The 19,343-nt window shown below is 71.3% G+C and carries 17 protein-coding genes and 1 pseudogene; 9 read left to right on the forward strand and 9 right to left on the reverse strand.

From position 1 onward, the window contains the following. Window positions 1-191: 191 nt before the first annotated feature. The 4 genes and pseudogenes from IF29_RS0125460 to IF29_RS0125470 all read right to left on the reverse strand — a co-directional run bounded on the left by IF29_RS0125460 (window position 192) and on the right by IF29_RS0125470 (window position 3,088). Window positions 192-647, reverse strand: coding sequence for an SPW repeat protein (locus tag IF29_RS0125460; protein ID WP_030259313.1), 456 nt, complete (start codon window positions 645-647; stop codon window positions 192-194). 103 nt (window positions 648-750) lie between these two features. Beyond that, the gene (locus tag IF29_RS47895; protein ID WP_232242435.1) at window positions 751-1,035 is read right to left on the reverse strand and encodes a CPCC family cysteine-rich protein; all 285 of its coding nucleotides are present in this window, start codon (window positions 1,033-1,035) and stop codon (window positions 751-753) included. Between the two features lie 30 nt (window positions 1,036-1,065). Beyond that, window positions 1,066-1,989, reverse strand: a pseudogene (locus IF29_RS0125465) (ADP-ribosylglycohydrolase family protein); the annotation flags it as partial. Window positions 1,990-2,077: 88 nt separating this feature from the next. Then, a complete protein-coding gene (locus IF29_RS0125470) occupies window positions 2,078-3,088 on the reverse strand; it encodes a hypothetical protein (RefSeq protein ID WP_084714929.1) in 1,011 nt (336 codons plus the stop codon). A 255-nt stretch (window positions 3,089-3,343) separates the two neighbouring features. Between IF29_RS0125470 and IF29_RS0125475 the strand changes: the two genes are divergently transcribed. The 5 genes from IF29_RS0125475 to IF29_RS0125495 all read left to right on the forward strand — a co-directional run bounded on the left by IF29_RS0125475 (window position 3,344) and on the right by IF29_RS0125495 (window position 7,970). After that, window positions 3,344-4,396, forward strand: a complete 1,053-nt coding sequence (locus IF29_RS0125475) for a hypothetical protein (RefSeq protein WP_157623925.1) — start codon at window positions 3,344-3,346, stop codon at window positions 4,394-4,396. Window positions 4,397-4,429: 33 nt separating this feature from the next. Further along, entirely contained in the window at window positions 4,430-5,470 is a 1,041-nt protein-coding gene (locus IF29_RS0125480) for an ABC transporter ATP-binding protein (protein WP_051725983.1), read from the forward strand. Further along, window positions 5,467-6,264: an ABC transporter permease gene (locus tag IF29_RS0125485; RefSeq protein WP_030259328.1), complete on the forward strand. Its 798-nt coding sequence runs from the start codon at window positions 5,467-5,469 to the stop codon at window positions 6,262-6,264. The genes IF29_RS0125480 and IF29_RS0125485 overlap by 4 nt, the downstream gene beginning before the upstream one ends. Next, a complete protein-coding gene (locus IF29_RS0125490; protein ID WP_051725984.1) occupies window positions 6,261-7,085 on the forward strand; it encodes an ABC transporter permease in 825 nt (274 codons plus the stop codon). The genes IF29_RS0125485 and IF29_RS0125490 overlap by 4 nt, the downstream gene beginning before the upstream one ends. A 78-nt stretch (window positions 7,086-7,163) precedes the next feature. Next, window positions 7,164-7,970: a class I SAM-dependent methyltransferase gene (locus IF29_RS0125495; RefSeq protein WP_030259333.1), complete on the forward strand. Its 807-nt coding sequence runs from the start codon at window positions 7,164-7,166 to the stop codon at window positions 7,968-7,970. 118 nt (window positions 7,971-8,088) lie between these two features. Here IF29_RS0125495 and katG read toward each other — a convergent pair whose 3' ends face one another. Further along, on the reverse strand, window positions 8,089-10,323 hold the full coding sequence (gene katG / locus IF29_RS0125500; protein WP_030259336.1) for a catalase/peroxidase HPI: 2,235 nt from the start codon (window positions 10,321-10,323) through the stop codon (window positions 8,089-8,091). A gap of 225 nt (window positions 10,324-10,548) precedes the next feature. On the opposite strand from katG, the gene IF29_RS0125505 reads away from it, so the two are divergent. Then, window positions 10,549-10,959, forward strand: coding sequence for a Fur family transcriptional regulator (locus tag IF29_RS0125505; RefSeq protein ID WP_030259339.1), 411 nt, complete (start codon window positions 10,549-10,551; stop codon window positions 10,957-10,959). A gap of 174 nt (window positions 10,960-11,133) precedes the next feature. After that, complete coding sequence (locus tag IF29_RS0125510; protein ID WP_232242429.1) at window positions 11,134-11,733, forward strand: DinB family protein; 600 nt, start codon at window positions 11,134-11,136, stop codon at window positions 11,731-11,733. Window positions 11,734-11,797: 64 nt separating this feature from the next. Here the strand turns inward: IF29_RS0125510 and IF29_RS0125515 are convergent, their stop codons facing one another. From IF29_RS0125515 to IF29_RS0125525, 3 genes are all read right to left on the reverse strand, one after another. Next, the gene (locus IF29_RS0125515) at window positions 11,798-12,967 is read right to left on the reverse strand and encodes a glycoside hydrolase family 53 protein (protein ID WP_037596618.1); all 1,170 of its coding nucleotides are present in this window, start codon (window positions 12,965-12,967) and stop codon (window positions 11,798-11,800) included. Window positions 12,968-13,246: 279 nt separating this feature from the next. Beyond that, a complete protein-coding gene (locus IF29_RS0125520; RefSeq protein ID WP_051726012.1) occupies window positions 13,247-13,987 on the reverse strand; it encodes a polysaccharide lyase family 7 protein in 741 nt (246 codons plus the stop codon). Window positions 13,988-14,259: 272 nt separating this feature from the next. Continuing rightward, window positions 14,260-14,772 (reverse strand): GbsR/MarR family transcriptional regulator, encoded by a 513-nt coding sequence (locus IF29_RS0125525; RefSeq protein ID WP_051725985.1) that lies wholly within the window; start codon window positions 14,770-14,772, stop codon window positions 14,260-14,262. Between the two features lie 71 nt (window positions 14,773-14,843). Between IF29_RS0125525 and IF29_RS0125530 the strand changes: the two genes are divergently transcribed. Both IF29_RS0125530 and IF29_RS0125535 read left to right on the forward strand, forming a co-directional pair. Continuing rightward, window positions 14,844-15,806 (forward strand): ABC transporter ATP-binding protein, encoded by a 963-nt coding sequence (locus tag IF29_RS0125530; RefSeq protein WP_198037555.1) that lies wholly within the window; start codon window positions 14,844-14,846, stop codon window positions 15,804-15,806. Then, entirely contained in the window at window positions 15,803-17,398 is a 1,596-nt protein-coding gene (locus IF29_RS0125535) for an ABC transporter permease (protein ID WP_030259354.1), read from the forward strand. Before IF29_RS0125530 ends, IF29_RS0125535 begins: the two co-directional genes overlap by 4 nt. A gap of 66 nt (window positions 17,399-17,464) precedes the next feature. On the opposite strand, the gene IF29_RS0125540 is transcribed toward IF29_RS0125535, so the two are convergent. Then, window positions 17,465-19,135 carry an FAD-binding dehydrogenase gene (locus IF29_RS0125540; protein WP_030259356.1) on the reverse strand — a complete coding sequence of 557 codons (1,671 nt, stop codon included), beginning with the start codon at window positions 19,133-19,135 and terminating at the stop codon, window positions 17,465-17,467. Window positions 19,136-19,343: the final 208 nt, after the last annotated feature.

Below are 19,343 nucleotides of genomic sequence, written 5' to 3' on the forward strand. Positions count from 1 at the left end.
AGTGTGTCCGAACCGCCGGCGAGCAGGGCCTGGAGGTCGCGTTCCAAGACGGACTTGCGTCGGCGCAGCAGGAAGGGGTGGACCAGCGCGGCCAGCCGGGCGGCGGCCCGTTCCCGGTTGCCCTCGACGAGCGGCCTGCGGCCGGCGCCTCTGGGCGGGGGTCGCAGGTCGTGGCGGTAGGGGCCGGGGTGTTACTTCCCGGTGCCGCGTCGGGCGCCGAGCATCATCATCCCGGAGACGGCGAGTCCCAGGGCGCAGGCGATCGCGCCGATCAGCACGTTGTTCCAGATCATGCCCCGGGTCGGGCTGTGGTCGACGGTGACCACCCAGGGCGAGATGATCATCCACACGCCGAGCGCCGTGCAGGTCCAGCCGAGCCGGAAGATCCGCTCACCCATCGTGGCGAGCCCCAGTCCGAACACGGCCAGGGCGATGCCGATGATCAGGTTGTTCGCCGACAGTTCGGCGTTGCTGCCGTGGAAGTGCACCACCCACGGCGATATGGCGGCGTACAACCCCGTCAGCAGCATCAGTCCGTCGACGGCGACGGCCCTGGTGCCCTCCAACACCTGCGCGTACCGCTCCCGCATCTCCGCGGCGTCCGGATGGCCGGTGATGTCGGGGGCGCGATGCCCAAGGTCAGACATGCGACTCACTTCCTCCCAAAAAACTTGAAGAGGAAATAATTATTGCTCTCTTTATATGGTTTTAACCCTGTCTGTCCTGATCTGTGCAGCAGAGATGCCGCGATCAGCTGATCGGATGCCAGCGCGGGTCCAGCGGTTCGTCCGCCAGGGGGCGGCGGGTGAAGCGCAGGCTGCGCCGGTCGCAGGCGCCGAACCGCTGCACATTGCGCCGGGCCTCGACCAGCGGCAGGCGGTTGGCACCCAGGGCGGTGGCGGGGTGGCGCAGTTGGGTCGGGTCGTCCTCCCAGAAGCACAGCGGGCAGATCTCGTAGGAGCCGCTGGGTTCGTCGTGCACCAGGTGCCCGCAGCAGGGGCAGGCGTGCCGGTCGGCGATGGCGGTGGTGTGCACGGTGTCCCAGCTGCCCGGGTGGCCGAAGTACCAGGCCGGCAGCGTCTCGACCTGGTCGCGCCATTCCGGCGGGATGCCCTCGGTGCCGACCCGGGCCGCGACGATGCCGCCGACGATCGCGCAGGTGGTGTCGACGTCCCCGCCGACCGATGCGCAGGCCCACAGCGCGGCCTGATAGTCGGTCAGGTTCCGGGCCGCGCACCACAGCGTGAACGGGACCGTGTCCAGGGCGCTGACCTGCCGCCCATTGCCCAGCCGGTGGGCGGCGAGCTCGGCGTGGGGCTGGTCCAGCAGGGCGCGGGCCTCGATGGCGGCCTCGCGGACCCGGCTGGGCGGCGTGTGCTGCAGGACGGTGTCCAGCAGCTGCATGCCGGTGAGCGGCTCGGTCCGGGCATGGGCGGCCCGGGCGGCCGCGACGGCCACCGCGACCGCGCCGGCGACGGCCTCGGGGTGGGTATGGGTCACCTCCGCCGACAGCGCGGCCTGCCGGGCCGCCCGGGCCGGCTCGTCCGGGTAGCGGGCACCGAGCGGGGCCACCCGCATCGCGGCGCCGTTGCCCCAGGAGCCCTGGCCGTCGAACAGCCCGGCGGCCAGGGTGCGCCAGTCGCCGCCCTCCTGCCGGATCAGCCGCAGCGTGCGGTTCATCGCCGCGCCGTAACCCCGGTCGAAGTCATGGTGCTCGGCGAACGAGCGGGCCAGGCCGTCCTGGTCGACCGTGCGGTGCTCCAGGACGGCGCGGTGGACGGAGCAGGCCATCTCGGTGTCGTCGGTCCAGGGCCACTCGCCGGGCGGCAGCCGGTGCTCGCGCAGGGCCGGCAGGTTCTCGGGGACGAAGAACTGGGCGCCGAAGGCGTCACCGACGGCCAGGCCGTTCAGGGCGTCGCGGGAGGTGGCGACGGAGTCGGCCGGAAGGGCCTCGGGGAGAGCCGGAAGGGGAGGAGGAGGTGGGGTCATTGGCTGACATCCTGCCAACTCCGAGCCGGACCTCGCCACACGGTTGATCGGGTCCGGCGACCAGGGATCGGCGATCAGGGATCAGCGGTCAGCGGTCGGGCAGTCCGGGGGCCTTGAACAGGGACGGGAGCACGGCCGGCAGGTCGAGCGTGACGCCGGACTGCAGGATCGCGGCCGTCCGGACCGCGTCGATGGCGATGGCCGCCGAGTTCGGACTGTCCTCGACTTCCAGCCGCACCTCCATCGAGAATGGCATCCCCAGGTAACCGTTCCCTTCGATCCTGATGTAGCCGACCTTTCTGTCCTTGAGCTGCGCGATGTGGTCGCTGGGACCGAGATCCATGGCTGTTTCCGGCGAGACGAGTTCGCGCAGCGCGGTTGCTTTCGTCACCCGCTTGGCTGCCGAGCGACCGGTGTCCCGGAGGTTGAGGAAATCGGTGTTGCCGCCAATGTTCAGCTGGTAGGTGGAGTTCACCGTGACGCCCTGCGTTTTCAAGGCGCTGAGCAGCGCCTGGTGCACGGTGGTGGACCCGATATGGCTCTTCATGTCGTCGCCCAGCAGCGTGGTCCCCCGGTTCTGGAATCGCTCCCGCCATTTCGGCGACCGTCCCAGCAGTGCGGGTGTGCAATTGACCAGCGAACAGCCCGCCGCGAGTGCGGCCTCGGCGTACAGTTCCGCTGCCTCCTGGGCGCCGGTGGGCAGGAAGACCACGAGCACGTCGACGGCGGAGTTCCTGAGTTCGGCCGCGACGTCCGCCGCCGTCGCCCGATGGGCGAGGTCGTGGACCTGGACGACGCCGGAGAGCGGGCCCCGGACGCCGTCCGCGAGCGGACCGACGGTGACCACGGGCAGCTGGTCGGGGATGTCGACATAGTGCGTGGTGCAGTTCGGTTCGACGAAGACCGCCTTTTCCAGTGGTATTCCTACCTTTCTGGCATCGACATCGAACGCGGCGGTTATCCGGAGGTCGCGCACCGGTACGGAATCGAGGCCGGGAACGAGGTCGGTGTGCACGATCGTGCCGCTGCTGACCCCGTACAGTGCCTGGACCAGGGCGGAACTGCAGTTTCCGATACCCGCCACAGCTATGTTGGGCATATGCCTGAGCCTTCCGTGCGGTAATCCTGATACTTCATCAGTAGATCGGAGTCCCGGTGCCGGCACAAGACTTGGTTCGAACTGTCATTTATGTTCTGTTGTTCTGCCTTGTCCGGCTATGTTCGGCCGGGGTCGATGCATCGGGCGGCGGCTATATTGACACGGTGTGGAGCCTGCGGTTCGCTTGCGTCGACTGAGAATGCAATTCCAGGGAAGGCGAAATCCGTGCCGCAGATTCGCTTATCGGTCGCCGTGATGGCACATCCGAGCCGCGGGCCGGCTGCCCGTCGGCTCCAGGCAGATCTCGCCGCACTGGCACCCGAGGTGGTGTTCGACCCGGAGCCGGACGGACCGCCGAGCGCGCTGCGCACGGCCCGCCGGGCCTGGAGCGCGGTCGCACCGGACGCCACCCACCACCTCGTGCTGCAGGACGACGTGGTCCCCTGCACCGGATTCGCCGCCCGGATCGCGGATGCGGCGCGGGCGAGGCCCGATGACGGGCTGGCGTTCTTCACCGAGTGGGGGTCCCGCACCGCGCACATGGTCCGGATCGCGGCGCTCACCGGTGCCTCCTGGGCACGTGCCGTGGACGAGTACGTCCCCGCGCCCGCGCTGATGCTGCCGGCCTCCGCCGCCCGCGGCTTCGACGAGTACGCCCGGCTGAAGGCGGACCGGACCACCCCCGACGACGTGGCCCTCGACGACTACCTGCGCGAACTCGGCGTCGGCTGCTACGTCTCGGTGCCGAACCTGGCCGACCACCTCGAAGCGCCCAGCCTGACCGGCAACGACCACATGGGAGCGCGCCGCTGCGTCTGCCTGCCGGCCGACGGCGACCCGCCCGCCGACTGGACCGGACCCGCGGTCGAGGCGCTGCCGATGGTGCCGCAGTTCTCCTGGTGGGAGGGGCTCTCCTGCATCCGGGTGCGCGACGGCGACCGGTACCGCAAGGAGTGGACCGCGCCGATCCTGGCCGAACGCGGGCTCACCGCAGCCGAACTGCGGGCGACCTGCGCGGCTGCCGTGCCGGATGCGGTGCGCGAGATCGTCAGCGAGCTGCTGATCACGCAGTGGTGGCTCACCGCATGCGCGCTGGGCATGGTCGCGGCGGACCTCGGGCTGTCCGCCGACCGCATCCCGGCCGCGGCCCGCCGGCCGGTCGCGGCCCGGGCCCTGGCGACGATGTTCCCCGGCGGGGTGCGGCGGTTTCTGCCGGTCGGCCAGTTCGAGCGGGCTGGTGAGCTGATGGTGGAGCCGCTGATCACGGCGCTGTGCCTGGGAGCGCGCTACGGCGGGAGCCGGTCGTGACCGTGCGGTCCGGCGGTGCGGGAAGGTCCCGGCATGCCGGCGATTGAGGTGCGCGGGGTGAGCAAGCGCTTCCGCTCGCGCGGGCCGCTGTTCCGCAGGCGCAAGGAGGGGCCACGGGAGACGGTGGCCCTGGACCGGGTGGACCTGGAGATCGGGACCGGCGAGTTCGTCGGGCTGCTCGGCCAGAACGGCGCCGGGAAGTCGACGCTGATCCGGGTGATGACGGGGCTGATGGTGCCGGACGCGGGGGAGGTGCGGGTGCTGGGCCTCGACCCGAACCGGGACCAGGTGCGGAACGCCCGCAACATCGGGGTGACCTTCGGCCAGCGCACCCAGCTGTGGTGGGACCTGCGGGCCCGCGACTCGTTCGAGATCCTGCGCGACATGTACGGCCTGCCGGCGGCGACCTACACCCGGCGGATGCGCGAACTCGACGACTTCCTGGGCCTGTCCGCCTTCTGGGACACCCAGGCGCGCCACCTCTCGCTGGGCCAGCGGGTGCGCTGCGACCTGGCCGCGGCGGTGCTGCACCGGCCGGTGCTGCTGTTCCTGGACGAGCCGACGATCGGCCTGGACATCCTGGTGAAGGACCAGGTCCGGGCGATGCTCGCGGACCTCGCCGGGACCGGGGACCACGCGATCGTGCTGACCACCCACGACGTGGCCGACGTCGAGGCCCTCTGTCCCCGGATCGTCCTGATCGACCGCGGCAGGACCCTCTTCGATGGCACCCTCGCGGACCTGACCGGGATCGGCGGTGGCCGGCGCACCGTGGTGGTCGAACTGGCCGGCGGCCGTGCCGCCCCGGAGGTCCGGATGCCGGGCGTCCGACTGCTGGAACTGGACGGTGCTCGGGCCACCTACGCGCTGGAGCCGGGAGTGAGCCAGGCGCGATTCGCGGCCCGAGTGCTCGCCGCCGACGAGGTCAGGGCGATCGACTTCGAGGGCGTCCGGCTGGAGGACGTACTGCGCTCGATCTACGCGGGCGACCACAGCGCGCTGAACGCGCAGCGACCGGCCGCGAGTCCGGCCGCGAGTCCCGCCGCGCGTCCGTCCGCACCCACCCCGCCGTGACCGCCCGCGCCTACCGGCTGGCCCGGATCGCACCGCTGGCCGAACGCATGCGCGGCGCGCGGATGGCGACCACCGGTTTCGTCGTGGCCACCCAGGTCCTGCTCTACTCCCAGCTGTGGCGGGCGTTGTACGCGCACACCGCCACCGTGGCCGGACTCGACGTCCGGCAGGCGGTCACGTACTCCACGCTGGCCACCCTCGCCACCACCGCCCGCGCGATGCGCGGTGCCACCGGAGAGTCCGTCAAGACCCGGATCCTGGACGGCTCGATCGCCTACTGGTTCCTCCGCCCGGTGAGCGCACGCCGGTACCGCGCCTGGTACGGCGTGGGCGAGGCGCTGTACTCGTCGGCCTGGGTGTTCGGCGGGCTCGCGCTCGGGCTGGGCCTGGGGCTGGTCCAGCCGCCCGCCTCGGTCGCGGTGGCCGCGGTGTCGGCGGTCAGCTTCACGCTCGGGCTGGTGGTGCTCTACTACCTGACCGTGCTGATCGACGTGATCGCCTTCTGGACCGTCTCCACCGACGGGGTCACCCGGTTCTACGAGTTCGTGCAGGCACTGCTCTCCGGGGCGCTGGTGCCGCTGTGGTTCCTGCCGGGGTGGCTGGCCGGGCTGACCACGCGGTTGCCGTTCGCGGCCGGGGTGTCGACGCCGATCTCGCTGTACGCCGGACGGATCCCGCTGGCTGACGCGGTGTCGGCGCTGGCCTGGCAGGCCGGCTGGTGCGCCGTGCTGGCGGTGGTCGCGGCGGTCGGCTGGCGCCGCGCCGGACGCCGTCTGGTGGTGCTGGGCGGATGAAGGAGACCGCTGCACGGCTGCGCCGCGCGGCCCGGATCGCCCGGGTGACCGGTCGGGCGGGACTGCGCGAACGCCTCGCCAACAAGGGGGACTTCGTGCTGGCGATCGTCAACGGGGTCACCTACCAGATCACCGTGCTGCTGTTCGCGACGGTGGTGTTCACCCGGTTCCCGCCGCTGGCGGGCTGGACGGTCGCGCAGGTGCTGCTGGTGAGCAGCGTGCGGCTGCTCGCGCACTCCGTGTTCGTGCTGGGGTTCACCAATGTCAGGGAGATCCCGTACCTGATCCGGCAGGGGCGGTTCGACAGCTTCCTGGTACGGCCGGCGCCGGTGTTCCTCCAGGTGTGCACCAGCCGGTTCCCGCTGAACGCGGTGGGGGACCTGACGGTGGCGGCGACCTCGCTCGGGGTCTGCCTGTCCATGCTGCGGCTGGACTGGACCCTCGCCCGGATCGGATCCCTGGTCCTGGCGGTGGCCGGCGGCGCGGCCTTGGAGCTGGCGCTCGCGCTCTGCGTGGCGGGCCTGGTGCTGCGCCGGGCCGGCACCGAGGCGCTGTTCTCCTGGCTGGACACGGTGATCGGGGCCTTCGGCAACTACCCGCTGAACGTGTTCCCCGCGGTGCTGCGGGCCGCGTTCACCTTCGGGCTGCCGGTGGCCTTCGTGGCCTTCTACCCGGTCGCCGCGGTGCTGGGAAAGGCCGCCTCGGTCCCCTACGGACCGGCCTTGACCCTGGCGGCGCCACTGGTCGCGACCGTCTGGTTGGCCCTCGGCGGCTGGGCCTGGCGCACCGGCCTGCGGACGTACACGCGCCGGGGGTGGTAGTCACGGGTGCGCTAGGGTCCTCGGACCGGTCGTGGAGGCGGTCTTCGCGGCTGGACCGGGAGGGGTGATGGTGTGTCGGTGACGTCCTTCGACGCGTTCGAGAGGCTGATCTGGGCGGGCCGGGCGGAGGCGTTCGCCGGGAGTTTCGCCCAGCTGTGCGCCCATCCGGTGCCGCGCCTGCTGGACGCTGCCGGGGTTCGGGAAGGCGTCGGGGTGCTGGATGTCGGGACCGGCACCGGCACGGTCGCCGCGGCGGCCTGCGACCGCGGGGCGACGGTGACGGCGGTCGACGCGGAGCCCAGCATGGTGGAGCTGGCGGCCAAGGCGGCCCCTGCCGCGGAGGTCCGGCTCGCGGTGCTGCCGGTGCTGCCCTTCGAGGACGGCACGTTCGACGCGGTGGTCGGGAACTTCGTGCTCAACCATGTGGGCCACCCCGGCGAGACCCTGGCCGAGCTGCGGCGGGTGGTCCGGCCGGGCGGACGGCTGGCGCTGACGATCTGGACGAACCCCGGGGCACCCGGGCAGACCCTGCTGGGTCGGGCGGTGGAGGCGGCCGGTGTGCAGCGGCCTGCCCACCTGCCCGTGCTCGCTCCCGAGGACGACTTCCCGCGCAGCCCGCAGGGGCTGGTCGACCTGGTCCACGCCGCCGGGTTCTCGCAGGCGCAGGGCGAGACCCTGCGCTGGGACCACCGAGTCGAACCCGAGGTGTGGTGGAGCGGCCCGGCGTCCGGTGTCGCCTTCCTCGGCCAGATCGTGACGGGCCAGCCCGAGGAGGTCCGCGCGGAGATCAAGCGTCAGTTCGACGTGCTCTGCACGGAGTTCGCCGGACCCGACGGCCGCCTCGTACTGCCCCACCAGGCGGTGCTGGTCGGCGCGCGCCGGTGAGTCGCAGCGCGGTTCCGGCGCCGTAGAAGAGCGATGTCCGGGCCGGCCCGTGGGGGCCGGTCCGGACATCGGGGGTCAGGCTTTGGTGGTGCTCTGCTGACGCTGGGTCAGCCGGGGGTCAGGACAGGTCGAAGCGGTCCAGGTCCATGACCTTGGCCCAGGCGGCGACGAAGTCGTTGACGAACTTCGCCTTGGCGTCGTCGCTCGCGTAGACCTCGGCGAGGGCGCGCAGCTCGGAGTTGGAGCCGAAGACCAGGTCGGCGCGGCTGCCGGTCCACTTGACCTCGCCGGTGGCGGAGTCGCGGGCCTCGAAGGTGGTGGCGTCCTCGGAGGTGGACTTCCAGGTCGTGCCCAGGTCGAGCAGGTTGACGAAGAAGTCGTTGGTCAGCGACCCGGGGGTGCTGGTGAGGACGCCGAGCGAGGAGCCCTGGTGGTTGGCGCCGAGCACGCGCAGGCCGCCGACCAGGACGGTCAGCTCCGGGGCGCTCAGGGTCAGCAGGTTGGCGCGGTCGATCAGCAGGTACTCGGCCGGCAGCCGGTTGCCCTTGCCGAGGTAGTTGCGGAACCCGTCGGCGGTCGGCTCCAGGGCGGCGAACGACTCCACGTCGGTCTGGTCCTGGGAGGCGTCGGCGCGGCCCGCGTTGAACGGGACCTGGACGTCGAAGCCGGCGGTCTTGGCGGCCTGCTCGACGGCGGCGCCGCCGGCCAGCACGATCAGGTCGGCCAGCGAGACCTGCTTGCCACCGGTCGCGGCGGCGTTGAAGGACTGCTGGATCCCCTCCAGCGTGCGCAGCACGGTCGCCAGCTGGTCCGGGCCGTTGACCTCCCAGCTGCGCTGCGGCTCCAGGCGGATGCGCGCGCCGTTGGCGCCGCCGCGCTTGTCGCTGCCGCGGAAGGAGGAGGCCGAGGCCCAGGCGGCGGAGACCAGGTCCGACACGGACAGGCCGGAGGCGAGGATCTGGCCCTTGAGGGCGGCGATGTCCTCGGCGTCGACGAGCTCGTGGGTCACCGCGGGCAGCGGGTCCTGCCACAGCAGCACCTCGGACGGGACCTCCGGGCCGAGGTAGCGCACGATCGGGCCCATGTCGCGGTGGGTCAGCTTGTACCAGGCGCGGGCGAAGGCGTCCGCGAAGGCGGCCGGGTCGGCCAGGAAGCGGCGCGAGATCTGCTCGTAGGCCGGGTCGACGCGCAGCGACAGGTCGGTGGTCAGCATCGTCGGGGCGTGGGTCTTGGCCGCGTCGAAGGCGTCCGGGACGGTGCCCGCGCCGGCGTTGTCCTTCGGCCGCCACTGGTTGGCGCCCGCGGGGCTCTTGAAGAGCTCCCACTCGTAGCCGAACAGGATCTCGAAGAAGCTGTTGTCCCAGGTGACCGGGGTGTTGGTCCAGATGCCCTCAAGGCCGCTGGTGATCGCGTCGGCGCCGACGCCGGTGCCGTAGCTGCTCTTCCAGCCCAGGCCCTGCTGCTCCAGCGGGGCGGCCTCGGGGTCGTCGCCGACGCTGTCCGCCGGGCCGGCGCCGTGGGTCTTGCCGAAGGTGTGGCCGCCCGCGATCAGGGCGACGGTCTCCTCGTCGTTCATCGCCATCCGGCGGAAGGTCTCACGGATGTCGCGGGCCGCGGCCAGCGGGTCCGGGTTGCCGTTGGGGCCCTCGGGGTTGACGTAGATCAGGCCCATCTGGACCGCGCCCAGCGGGTTCTCCAGCTCGCGGTCGCCGGTGTAGCGCTCGTCGTCGAGCCAGGTGGTCTCCGGGCCCCAGTAGACGTCCTCGTCCGGCTCCCAGACGTCGGGACGGCCGCCGGCGAAGCCGAAGGTCTGGAAGCCCATGGACTCCAGGGCGACGTTGCCGGTGAGGATCATCAGGTCGGCCCAGGAGATGTTCTGGCCGTACTTCTTCTTGACCGGCCACAGCAGGCGGCGGGCCTTGTCCAGGCTGGCGTTGTCCGGCCAGCTGTTGAGCGGGGCGAAGCGCTGCTGCCCGGCGCCGGCGCCGCCGCGGCCGTCGCTGATGCGGTAGGTGCCCGCGCTGTGCCAGGCCATCCGGATCATGAACGGGCCGTAGTTGCCGAAGTCGGCCGGCCACCAGTCCTGGGAGTCCGTCAGCACCGCCGCGATGTCCTGCTTCACGGCGGCGAGGTCGAGGGAGTTGAAGGCCTCGGCGTAGTCGAAGTCCTCACCGAGCGGGTTGGCCACGGCGGGGTTCTTGGCGAGGATCTTCAGGTTGAGCCGGTCCGGCCACCACTGACGGTTCCCGCCGCCCTGCGTCGGGTGCGCGGCGCGGCCGTGGGCGACCGGGCAGCCGCCCGCCCCGCCCTCCGTCTTCGCGTCTACGACGATTGCATCATGGTTGTCGGACATGGGATTCCTTCCGGACTGGACGGTTCACGAGTCTGCGGATCACAGCGCTCAGCAGCTGCAGGTGGGGCGTACCGGAGGCCTCTTGTCCCTTGGCCAGCGCCGGATCCGATCCTACGATGGACAGAGTCTAAGTCAAGAAGCCCGCCAATCCCACATCCGATCGGAACCCGGACATCCCTTGGTAAACTTCTGGCATCCCGTCGAACCCGAATAGGTGAAACCGATATGAGCGACCTGCTGGAGCGACTGCGAGGGCGCGGCTGGAGGATGACCTCCCAGCGGCGTGTCGTTGCCGAGGTCCTCGACGGCGACCACGTTCATCTGACGGCCGACGAGGTGCACGCCAGGGCCGTGCAGCGGCTGCCCGAGATCTCCCGGGCGACTGTCTACAACACCCTGCGCGAGCTGGTCACCCTCGACGAGGTCATAGAGGTCTCCACCGACGGCCGCGCCAAGCGCTACGACCCCAACGCCCACCACCCGCACCAGCACCTGGTCTGCTCCCGTTGCGGCACCATCCGCGATGTCCATCCGACCGGCGACCCGTTGGCCGCGCTCCCGGAGGAGGAGCGGTTCGGCTTCACCATGTCCGAGGTCGAGGTCACCTACCGCGGGCTCTGCCCGTCCTGCGCGTAGGCCGTCCCGCCGTCGAGTCGAACTGTCCCGGATCGGGCGTCCCCGGGACAGCCGACACGCCGCAGCGTCCCCTCGGGGAGTGTCGGGCGGGCGTGGGTGAAGAGGCCACGCGGCGGGCTGCGACGGGCATATGATCATCTGTCGTCGTAACCCGATGATCGATGGAGGGCCCACGTGTCGGTGCACCAGGAGCAGTCCACGACCCCGCCCGGCCCGGTCACCCGCGATCTGCTGGAGACCCTGGACGAGGTCCGCGACCGGACCCTCGCCCGGCTGGAGGGTCTCACCGACGCCGAGTACCTCTGGGAGCCGGTGGCCTCCTGCATGACGCTCAGGCCGGCCGCGGACGGGAGTTTCCGCGCCGATCCGAGGCCCGGGGCCGAGGACGGGGACGGGGACAAGGCCGGTCCTGCGCCGTTCACCACGATCGGCTGGCGGGTCTGGCACATCGGGGCGGACTGCCTGCGCAGCTACGGCCGCTTCTTCGGTGACGAACCGCTGGGTGACGACCGTCACCTGTGGCCCGGGACGGCGGCCGAGGGCGTCGCGCTGATGAGCCGCGACTGGGCCCGGTTCCGCGGCCAGGTGGAAGCGCTGGGGGACCAGGGGCTGCTGCAGCCGATGGGTCCGCGCGCCGGTGCCTACAGCCACGAGAGCTACCTGCTGCTCGCGCTGCACGCCCTGGACGAGGTCGCGCACCACGGTGCCGAGTTGGGCGTTCTCCGCGACCTCTACCTGCACGGTTTCAAGGCCCGGTCGGCCGAGCCGGCCTGACCCGGCTGCCGACACGGGGACGGGCGGCTGCCGGCCGTGCGCCGGCAACCGCCCGGTCGGGGCGTCAGTTCCCGCGCTCGCCGCGGAAGGCGCGCAGCATCGGCAGGGCGCGGTTGTCGAAGTCGAACGCCGCCTGGTTCTCCCAGGCGTTGCCCGAGGTGGGGTCGGTCTCGTCCCAGCCGTTGCCGGGCACCGCGGTCCAGGTGCCCTCCCAGTAGAAGTAGCCCAGGCCGCGCCCACCGGGGACGGCGGCGACGGTGTCGGCCAGGGTGCGTACCCAGGCCTCCTGGCCGGACGGGGTCGCCGGGAAGCCCTCGACCAGCTCGTCGGCGGAGTCGATCATGTTGGCGAGTGCGTCCTTGCTGTCCAGGCGGAACGGATAGCCGGTCTCGGCGACCAGGACGTCCTTGTCGTAACGGGCGGAGACGTCGGCCAGGTTGGCCGCCAGCCCGGTCAACGGGCCGTGCCAGTAGGGGTAGTAGGAGGCGCCGATGACGTCGAAGGGCACCTCGTAGGACACCGCGTTGTCGAACCACCAGCGGTACAGGCCGTTGTCGCCGCCGTTGGCCAGGTGCAGCACGATCCGGGTGCGCGGCGAGACGGCGCGGGCCGCGGCGATGCCGGACTTCAGCAGGGCCGCCAGCTGCTCCCAGTGGTTCCAGTCGCCGTCCGGCCAGAGCATCCCGCCGTTCAGCTCGTTGCCGATCTGGGCCAGGGCGGCCGGGGTGCCCTGTGCGGCCAGCGATCCCAGGACGTCGGCGGTGTGGTCGTGGACCGCCTGCTTCAGGCCGTCGAGGTCGTAGTCGGCCCAGGCCGCGGGCTTGAACTGCTTGCTGGGGTCGGCCCAGGTGTCGGAGTAGTGGAAGTCGACCATCAGCCGCACGCCGGCCGCGTGCAGGCGCCGGGCGATCGGCAGGATTCGGCGCTTGGTGTTGTACCCGTCCGCCGGGTTGACCCAGACCTTCAACCGGGCGTGGGTCAGGCCGGCCCCGGCCAGGATGCGTATCGCGTCGCCCCTGCGGCCGTCGGGGTAGCGGTAGACGCCGCCCAGCGCCTCGCTCTTGGCGAGCGAGGAGATGTCCATTCCGCGAATGCGCAGCCCGCTGCCGTCCGCCGCCCCTGTTCCGGCGGCTGCGGCGCGGGTGGCCGCGAGCGCGCCGTCGGGGAACGCCAGCGGGAGCGTGGTCGCGGCGGCGGCTGCCGCCACCGCCTTGATCATGGTGCGTCGTTGCACGACGGTCCTTTCATCGCCAGAGGATCGCGTAAGGCTGCGTGTTTCCTTGATTGTTTTTCAAACAAGGTGCAACAGATCCAAACGGAAGCTTGGGGCTGGCAATGGCCGGGGTCAAGAGCGGAGCGTGACCATTTTCGGCACAGTCGTGCACAGTCCGTGCACACCGCCGTGCACAGCCGCCGCCTCGCCGCCCCCGGCGGCCGGCGCCCGACGGCAACCGCCCGGCCCGACGTCGATGCGTCGGACCGGGCGGCGGTGTGCTGCGTTGCCGACGGGGAATCAGCTGCTGTGGGAGACGGTCAGGCCGTAGAAGGCGACCCGGGCTCCGTTGGTGGTGCTGTTGGAGGACGACTGGTTGTAGGAGCCGGCCTTGAAGTACTGCTTGTAGACGTCGAAGGAGGACGGGATGGCGTAGTGCGTGGTGGTGCCGTTGACCGTCAGGTTGATCGTGTTGCCGCCGGAGACGCCGAGCACGTAGCTCCAGGTCTTGCCGATCGACACATTGCCGACGGTGTGCGTGGTCTGGCCGCCGGAGGGGGAGTTCTCGGTGCCGACCACGATGTCGCCGTTGGAGTGGTAGTAGAGCTCCACCAGCGGCTTGGTGGACGAGCCGCCGGTGCCCAGGTGGATCTGCCCGACGCAGACGTTCGACGTCACGGAGACCACGCGCAGGGTGGCGCTCAGCTTGTGGGTGCCGCTGAGCGCCCAGTCCGCGGCGGTGCCGTTGGAGTTCATCTCGCGCAGCTCGGAGCGGGCGTAGTTGGAGTTGGGGGTGGTGACGCCCTTCTCCGGGGCCCAGAAGGTCATCGCGCCGTCGCGGGTGTCGGTGTAGAAGTAGGAGTCCTGGTAGCCGTTGGCCCCCTGCAGCTCCGAGGACGGGATGGTGGTCGGCGAGCCGGGGGAGCCGACCGGCTCCTGCAACTCCCACACCGACAGGTTGAAGTTGCCGCCGGGCGCGACCGTGGGGGAGGCGGCGTTGGCGCTGGTGCCCAGCAGGGTGATGGTGCCGGCTATGCCCATGGCGGTCGCCGTGGCGAGGATCTTGGAGCGGGTTTTCACGTGGGGGTTCCTTCCGCTGCCTGGACCTTGTTCATATACATGAACTAGGTCTAGTCCAATGGTGCGTCAGTTCTGGATAGTACGGACGCACCGCCCCGCCAACAATCCTTTCCGTAGACGGAATTGATATATGCAGGTCAAAAGGTTCACATAGGGAAGGGAAGGTGGTTGCCAGAGGTGTCGTGGCTCTGCGCGGCTGTTCTGTCGTGTGCACCCCGACGGAAGCTAGCGGTTCACAAACGTGAACCGCTGCTGGGGCCCTGAAGCAGTTCGGTGCGCTCCTGCTGCCACCGCTCCAGCAGTTGTGGCAGCTCGCGCCGCAGGAACGCGAAGAAGACCATCGACTCCTTGAGGCGTTCCCCGGCCGGACTGTCCGCGCCGAGCAGGGCGACCCCTTCGCCCATGCTGGACTCCCAGCGCAGGAGCACCTGGTCGCGGCGGAGCATGGTCTCGTGCCATCCGTCGGCCAGCACCCGGTAGCGATCCCGGCGCGAACCGGGGTCGCGCTCGCGGGTGGCCAGGCCGACCTGGGTCAGATAGCGGACCGCCCCGGAGACCGCGGCCGGGCTGATCTCCAGCAGTTCGGCGAGTTCCAGCGAGGTCAGCCGGCCCGAGTCGCTGGACAGCAGGGCCGCGAACACCCGTGAGGGCATCCGCGGGATGCCGCTGTCGCTGAGCACGCCCGCGAACCGCTCGATGAATCCGCGCAGCATGGTGGTGTGGTCGTCCGCCTCGTCGCTCGCCATGGCCCTACCGTATCCGGTATTAGCAGTTTCATAACATTCACAGAATTGTAAAAGTGGTGTAGCTTCGAGCCATGACAACGTCGATCTCCCCGGCGGTCTCCGTGTCCGGGCTGGTCAAGACCTTCGGGCGGACCCGCGCGCTGGACGGCCTGGAGCTGGAGGTCGCCCGCGGCGAGGTGCACGGCTTCCTCGGGCCCAACGGAGCCGGCAAGTCCACCACCATCCGGGCGCTGCTCGGTCTGATCCGCGCCGACTCCGGAACCATGCGGATGCTGGACCGGGACCCCTGGCGCGACTCGGTCGCGCTGCACCGCCGACTCGCCTACGTACCGGGCGATGTGACGCTCTGGCGCAACCTCACCGGCGGCGAGGTGATCGATCTGCTGGGACGGCTCCGCGGCGGTCTGGACGCTGGCCGGCGGGCCACGCTGCTGGACCGCTTCGAGCTCGACCCGACCAAGAAGGGCAACGCCTACTCCAAGGGCAACCGTCAGAAGGTGGCCCTGGTGGCCGCGTTCGCCTCGGACGCCGAGCTGCTGATCCTGGACGAGCCCACCTCCGGTCTCGACCCGCTGATGGAGGAGGTCTTCCGGGGCTGCGTGGCCGAGGAGCGGGACCGGGGCCGCACGGTGCTGCTGTCCAGTCACATCCTGTCCGAGGTCGAGGCGTTGTGCGACCGGGTGAGCATCATCCGGGCCGGGCGCACGGTGGAGAGCGGTTCGCTCGCCGAGCTGCGGCACCTCACCCGGACCTCCGTGGAGGCCGAACTGGCCACCGCCCCGGAGGGATTGGACCGACTGCCCGGTCTGCACGGGCTGGACCTCGGACCCAGCGACGGCGGACCCGGTGACCTCGGACCCAGCGACGGCGGCACCGGCGACGGCACTGCCGTCCGGCTGCGCTGCCAGGTGGACACCGACCGGCTCGACGGCCTGATCCGCGTGCTGTCCGCCGCCGGGATCCGCACGCTGACGAGCCGTCCGCCCACGCTGGAGGAGCTGTTCCTGCGCCACTACGAGCAGGTGCGGTCATGACCGCAGGCCTCGGCGAGCTGCTGCGGCTGGCCCTGCGCCGGGACCGGATCATGCTGCCGGTCTGGATCTACGCGTTGATCGGCTCGGCGGCCAGCACCCTGATCTCGATCCGCCGCCTCTACCCGGACGACGCCTCCCGGGACCGGCTCGCGCAGAGCATCAACGGCAACCCGTCGCTGCGCGCGCTCTACGGGCCGGTGTACGACGCCCACAGCGTGGGTGCGCTGACGGCCTGGCGGATCCTGCCCTACGGGGGTCTGATGATCGGCCTGCTGTGCGTGCTGCTGGTCACCCGTCACACCCGGGCCGAGGAGGAGTCGGGACGGATGGAGCTGGTCGGCGCGGGGGCGGTCGGCCGGGCGGCGCCGCTGGCCGCCGCCCTGGGCACGGCGCTGACCGCCTGCCTCACCGTGGCGCTGGTCGTGCCGCTGCTGATGATCGCCTTCGGTGAGGCTGCCGCGGGCTCCTTCGCCTTCGGGCTCGCCTACGCCGGGACCGGCCTGGTCTTCGCCGGCGCTGCCGCACTGGCGGCCCAGGTCACCGCCACCGCGCCGGCGGCCAACGGCATCGACGGGGCGCTGCTCGGTTTGGCCTTCCTGCTCCGTGCCTGCGGTGACGCCGCCGGGAGCAGCGGCCCCGAATGGCTGGTGTGGCTCTCCCCGCTGGGCTGGGCCGAGCGGGTCCGGCCCTACGCCGACACCGCCTGGTGGCTGCCCGCGCTGATGCTGGCGGCGTTCCTGGTCCAGGTCGCCGGCGCGTACCTGCTGGCGTCGCGGCGCGACCTGGGCAGCGGGCTGCTCCCGCAGCGCCCCGGTCCGCCGGTCGGCGCGCCCTCGCTGCGCAGCGCCTACGCACTCGGTCTGCGGCTGCAGCGCGGCAGCCTGTACGGCTGGACGGCGGCGTTCCTCGCCGCCGGGCTGGTCTTCGGCGGCATCAGCCAGGGCATCCGGCAACTCCTGGAGGGCAGCGGCTCGGTGCAGCGGGTGCTGGAGCGGATGGGCGGCACCCAGGGGGCGGTCGACTCCTATCTGTCCACCATGACCAGCACCTTCGCCATGGTCGCCGCCGTCTACGCGGTGCAGACCGTGCTCCGGCTGCGTAGCGAGGAGACCGGCGGCCGGGCCGAACCGGTACTGGCCACCGGCGTGTCCCGGCTCAGCTGGGCCTGGAGCCATCTGGTCTACCCGCTGCTCGGCTCGGCCGTGCTGCTGGCGGCCGCGGGCCTCGGCCTGGGGCTGGGCACCGGCGCGGTACTGGGGGACCTGGGCGGCTGGACCTGGCGGCTGCTGGGCGCGGCGCTGGTGCAGCTGCCCGCGGTCTGGGTGTTCGCCGGGGCGGCCCTGGCGCTGTTCGGACTGCTGCCGCGATGGACCGCCGCCGCCTGGGGTGTGCTCGGTGCGCTGCTGTTCATCGCCTACCTGGGACCGCTGCTGAGTGCCGGTCAGTGGCTCCTGGACCTGACGCCGTTCACCCATGTGCCGCGGCTGCCCGGCGGCACGGTCACGTTGCAGCCGCTGCTGTGGCTGACGCTGGTGACCGTGGCGCTCGGCGGCGCGGGCCTGACCGGCCTGCGCCGCCGGGACCTGGGCTGAACCGGCGGTTGGGCTGAACCGGCAGCCGGGCAATGGCGACTGACGGTCAGTCAGTCAGCCCTTCCGTCAGAGCCTGTCCGCCGCGTCGCGTCCGGCGGCGCGTCCGGAGAACAGGCAGCCGCCGAGGAAGGTGCCCTCCAGCGCGTTGTAGCCGTGCACCCCGCCGCCGCCGAAGCCGGCCACCTCGCCGGCCGCGTACAGGCCGCCGATGGGGGTGCCGTCCGCGCCCAGCGCCCGGGACTGCAGGTCGGTCTGGATGCCGCCGAGGGTCTTGCGGGTGAGGATGTGCAGCTTGACGCCGATCAGCGGTCCGGCGGCGGGGTCCAGGATCCGGTGCGGGGAGGCGGTGCGCCCGATCCGGTCGCCGAGGTAGCGGCGGGAGTTGCGGATGCCCTGGACCTGGGAGTCCTTGCTGTAGGGGTTGGCGATCTGCAGGTCGCGGGCCTCGATCTGGGCGCGGACGGCGTCGGCCTTCAGCAGCGGCTCGTCGGTGAGCGCGTTCATCTTCGCCACCAGCTCGTCGAGGGTGTCGGCGACGACGAAGTCCGCACCGTGCTGCTTGAACGCCTCGACCGGCGCGGGGGCGCCCTTGCCGAGCACCCGGGAGCGCAGGAACGCCCGGCGGTCCTTGCTGGTGATGTCGGGGTTCTGCTCGGAGCCCGACAGCGCGAACTCCTTCTCGATGATCTTCTGGCTGAGGATGAACCAGGAGTGGTCGTACTGGGCGATGGACTCGGTGGTGCGCAGGTGGCGCAGCGTGCCGAGGGTGTCGTAGCCGGGCAGGCAGGGGTCCGGCAGGCGGCGTCCGAGGGCGTCGAACCACATCGACGAGGGGCCCGGCAGGATGCGGATGCCGTGGCCGGCCCAGATCGGGTCCCAGTTCTGCACGCCCTCGGTGTAGTGCCACATCCGGTCCCGGTTGACCAGGCGGACCCCGGCCTCGGCGCTGATGTCGAGCATCCGTCCGTCGACGTGCGCGGGCACGCCGGTGACCATGCTGCCCGGCGGGGTGCCCATCCGCTCCGGCCAGTAGCGGCGGACGATGTCGTGGTTGCCGCCGATGCCGCCGGTGGTGACGATGACCGCCTGCGCGTTCAGCTCGAACTCGCCGACCGCGTCCCGGTTGGAGGCGACCCCGCGGGCCGAGTCGTCCTCCGCCAGCAGGGTGCCGCGCACGCCGGTGGCCTGGCCGTCGGCGACCAGCAGCTCGTCGACCTGGTGGCGGTGGTGGAAGGTGAGCAGTCCGTTCGCGGCGGCCCGCTGCGCCGAGGCGACGAACGGCTCGACCACCCCGGTGCCGGTGCCCCAGGCGACGTGGAAGCGCGGGACGGAGTTGCCGTGCCCGTCGGCGCGCAGATCGCCGCGCTCGGCCCAGCCGACGGTCGGCAGGAAGCTGATGCCGTGTCCGGTCAGCCAGGAGCGCTTCTCCCCGGCGGCGAACTCCACGTAGGCGCGGGCCCAGCGGACGGCCCAGGAGTCCTCGTCGTCCAGCCGGTCGAAGCCGGCGCTGCCCTGCCAGTCACTCCAGGCCAGTTCGAGCGAGTCCTTCACGCCCAGGTGGCGCTGCTCGGGGGAGTCGACCAGGAACAGCCCACCGAAGGACCAGAACGCCTGGCCGCCGAGGTTGGCGGCGTTCTCCTGGTCCAGCAGGGCGACCCGCTTGCCCCGACTGGTCAGCTCGTGTGCGGCGACGAGTCCGGCCAGTCCGGCTCCGACGACGATGACGTCAGCGTCCATGGGGATCGATTCCTTCTGTGCAGGTGGGCGGGCTGGCAGGGGGTCAGTCTCCACACCCGGACGCCTCCACTGCAACCCCGGGCCGCTGCGCGCACAGGGCGCGGACAGGTTCTGTTAGCGTTCACATGTCTGCCTGTTCATATGTCCCACCCGGTGCGTACCACCGGGCTTCACGCTCCTGCCGCAGACTCCCATCGACCTGGAACGG

This window comes from Streptacidiphilus jeojiense (assembly GCF_000719095.1).
Classification (GTDB): domain Bacteria; phylum Actinomycetota; class Actinomycetes; order Streptomycetales; family Streptomycetaceae; genus Streptacidiphilus; species Streptacidiphilus jeojiensis.

Coding starts and splice junctions, on each gene's coding strand:
- IF29_RS0125530 (WP_198037555.1), top strand. CDS start 14,844: ATGACAACGTCGATCTCCCCGGCGGTCTCCGTGTCCGGGCTGGTCAAG.
- IF29_RS0125535 (WP_030259354.1), top strand. CDS start 15,803: ATGACCGCAGGCCTCGGCGAGCTGCTGCGGCTGGCCCTGCGCCGGGAC.
- IF29_RS0125525 (WP_051725985.1), bottom strand. CDS start 14,772: ATGGCGAGCGACGAGGCGGACGACCACACCACCATGCTGCGCGGATTC.
- IF29_RS0125520 (WP_051726012.1), bottom strand. CDS start 13,987: ATGGGCATAGCCGGCACCATCACCCTGCTGGGCACCAGCGCCAACGCC.
- IF29_RS0125540 (WP_030259356.1), bottom strand. CDS start 19,135: ATGGACGCTGACGTCATCGTCGTCGGAGCCGGACTGGCCGGACTCGTC.
- IF29_RS0125460 (WP_030259313.1), bottom strand. CDS start 647: ATGTCTGACCTTGGGCATCGCGCCCCCGACATCACCGGCCATCCGGAC.
- katG (WP_030259336.1), bottom strand. CDS start 10,323: ATGTCCGACAACCATGATGCAATCGTCGTAGACGCGAAGACGGAGGGC.
- IF29_RS0125475 (WP_157623925.1), top strand. CDS start 3,344: ATGGCACATCCGAGCCGCGGGCCGGCTGCCCGTCGGCTCCAGGCAGAT.
- IF29_RS0125505 (WP_030259339.1), top strand. CDS start 10,549: ATGAGCGACCTGCTGGAGCGACTGCGAGGGCGCGGCTGGAGGATGACC.
- IF29_RS0125480 (WP_051725983.1), top strand. CDS start 4,430: ATGCCGGCGATTGAGGTGCGCGGGGTGAGCAAGCGCTTCCGCTCGCGC.
- IF29_RS0125490 (WP_051725984.1), top strand. CDS start 6,261: ATGAAGGAGACCGCTGCACGGCTGCGCCGCGCGGCCCGGATCGCCCGG.
- IF29_RS0125470 (WP_084714929.1), bottom strand. CDS start 3,088: ATGCCCAACATAGCTGTGGCGGGTATCGGAAACTGCAGTTCCGCCCTG.